The organism is Dissulfurispira sp. (genome assembly GCF_036745535.1).
In the GTDB taxonomy this organism is placed as follows: Bacteria; Nitrospirota; Thermodesulfovibrionia; order Thermodesulfovibrionales; family Dissulfurispiraceae; genus Dissulfurispira.
The window spans coordinates 1-1,964 of record NZ_DAIOFX010000160.1; the positions used below are offsets into that span (position 1 = coordinate 1).

At 41.9% G+C, this 1,964-nt stretch carries 2 protein-coding genes and 1 tRNA gene; 1 reads left to right on the forward strand and 2 read right to left on the reverse strand.

The genetic code is table 11. From position 1 onward, the window contains the following. Positions 1–236: TPR end-of-group domain-containing protein (locus V7L97_RS12405; protein WP_333656459.1), on the forward strand; the 236-nt coding region annotated here is incomplete at its 5' end. On the opposite strand, the gene V7L97_RS12410 is transcribed toward V7L97_RS12405, so the two are convergent. Together V7L97_RS12410 and V7L97_RS12415 are read right to left on the reverse strand one after the other, a co-directional pair. Continuing rightward, positions 231–1,538 carry a UDP-glucose dehydrogenase family protein gene (locus V7L97_RS12410; protein WP_333656461.1) on the reverse strand — a complete coding sequence of 436 codons (1,308 nt, stop codon included), beginning with the start codon at positions 1,536–1,538 and terminating at the stop codon, positions 231–233. The genes V7L97_RS12405 and V7L97_RS12410 overlap by 6 nt on opposite strands. A 90-nt stretch (positions 1,539–1,628) precedes the next feature. Further along, positions 1,629–1,703 (reverse strand) — tRNA-Val (locus V7L97_RS12415). Positions 1,704–1,964 lie beyond the last annotated feature (261 nt).

The following is a 1,964-nucleotide window of genomic DNA, read 5'->3' on the forward strand; positions in this document are numbered from 1 at the left end:
TTAATCCTGACAATATCTATGCATTAAACAGCATGGCTGAACTTTATTCAGCCAAAAATGATCCTGAAGAGGCCTGCAAATGGTTAAGAAGGGCAATTGAAAAAGGATACAACAACTGGGGCTATATCAAGACATCGAGGACATACGATAATATTCGGGATGCAACCTGCTACAAAGAGATAATCCTTGAGATAATTCACCATTATCAAACAAAAACAGGCAAAGACAGGTCATAGAGTACGTCGGCCCACAGAATAATACCTGAATCCCAGTGCCTGCATCTTCTGCGGGTCGTATATATTTCTCAGGTCGAAGAAATACGGCTGTTTCAAAAGCTGCTTTATCCTTTCCATTTCAAGGTTTCTGAACTGGTTCCATTCCGTGACAATCACGACGGCATCTGCGCCATTACAAGCATCATAGGCATCACTGCAGTAAGTTATGTCCGGCAATACTGTTTTTGTATTATCCATTGCGACTGGATCATATGCCCTGATATTAGCATCTGCATTCAACAAGCTCTGGATAATGGATATAGCAGGCGCCTCCCTTATATCGTCTGTATTGGGCTTAAAGGAAAGTCCGAGGATTGCGATGGTTTTGCCTTTTATGGCATTGAATGCGTTTTTAATCTTTTCAGTTGTCCGTGCTATCTGATTTTCATTTGCCTTTATGGCGGCACCCACGATTCTAAGCTCAATATTGTGGTCAGATGCGATTTTTAATAATGCCTTTGTGTCTTTTGGAAAGCACGAGCCTCCAAATCCAGGGCCAGCATGAAGAAATTTCGGGCCGATCCTTCCGTCAAGCCCCATGCCTTTTGCAACCACATTGACATCTGCACCAACCTTTTCACAGAGGTTTGCCATTTCATTGATAAACGAGACTTTTGTTGCAAGGAATGAGTTGGATGCATATTTGATTAGCTCTGCAGTCTCTATGTTTGTTATCACAAACGGCGTCTCGATCAAATAGAGGGGCCTATACAGGTCTTTCATTATTGCTACTGCCTGCTGGCTCTTTGCTCCTATTACAACCCTGTTGGGCCTCATGAAATCCTCTATCGCGGCACCTTCGCGGAGAAATTCAGGATTCGAGACTATATCGAAATCGACTTCTTCCTTCAGATGCTGTGATATTATCTTTCTTATTCTCTCTCCTGTACCGACCGGCACGGTGCTTTTTGTAACGATGACTTTATAGCTTTTAATGTGGTTTGCGATCTCTTTTGCAACATCATCCACATAACTGAGGTCTGCAGAACCATCGCCCCGCGGAGGAGTACCCACAGCAATAAAAATAACGAGAGATTCCTCGACTGCCTCCCCGATATCTGTGGAAAATTTCAGCCTGCCTTGCTTGAAATTTCTTTTTACAAGGTCTTCAAGTCCCGGCTCATAAAAAGGAATAACGCCATTCTTTAAGGACTCTATTTTATTTTTATCCTTATCGATACACGTTACAAACACTCCGAATTCAGAAAAGCAGGCACCTGTAACAAGACCAACATAGCCGGTTCCGATAATTGTGATATGCATTTTTTATTCTCCAAAAAATAAAGTTCAGGCTAAGATTACTTGTTCCTGAAACTTTACCTTAACCTCAACCTTAACTTAATTCTTTAAATATGGTAGGCGATGTAGGGATTGAACCTACGACCTCTTCCGTGTGAAGGAAGCGCTCTCCCACTGAGCTAATCGCCCACTAATAAAACGTATCTTGTGTATTTATAACAGATAATCAGGTTTTAAGTAAACCCGTTAGAGAGCCCTGCCTTTCCAACGGGGTAAGTTTTCCATTGCCCTTGACAAAGGATTTATGTTTAGGGTAAAGTAATAATCTCGTTCTTTGAAAACTGCTAAATAAGTGCGTGCGTGAACTCCAAAAACAAGTTTTAACCGGAATCAAATTTCAGAAAAACTATTGAGAGTTTGATCCTGGCTCAGAACGAACGCTGGCGGCGT

Excerpts from the sequence above, each read along its gene's own strand:
- V7L97_RS12410 (WP_333656461.1), bottom strand. The coding sequence starts at position 1,538 with ATGCATATCACAATTATCGGAACCGGCTATGTTGGTCTTGTTACAGGT.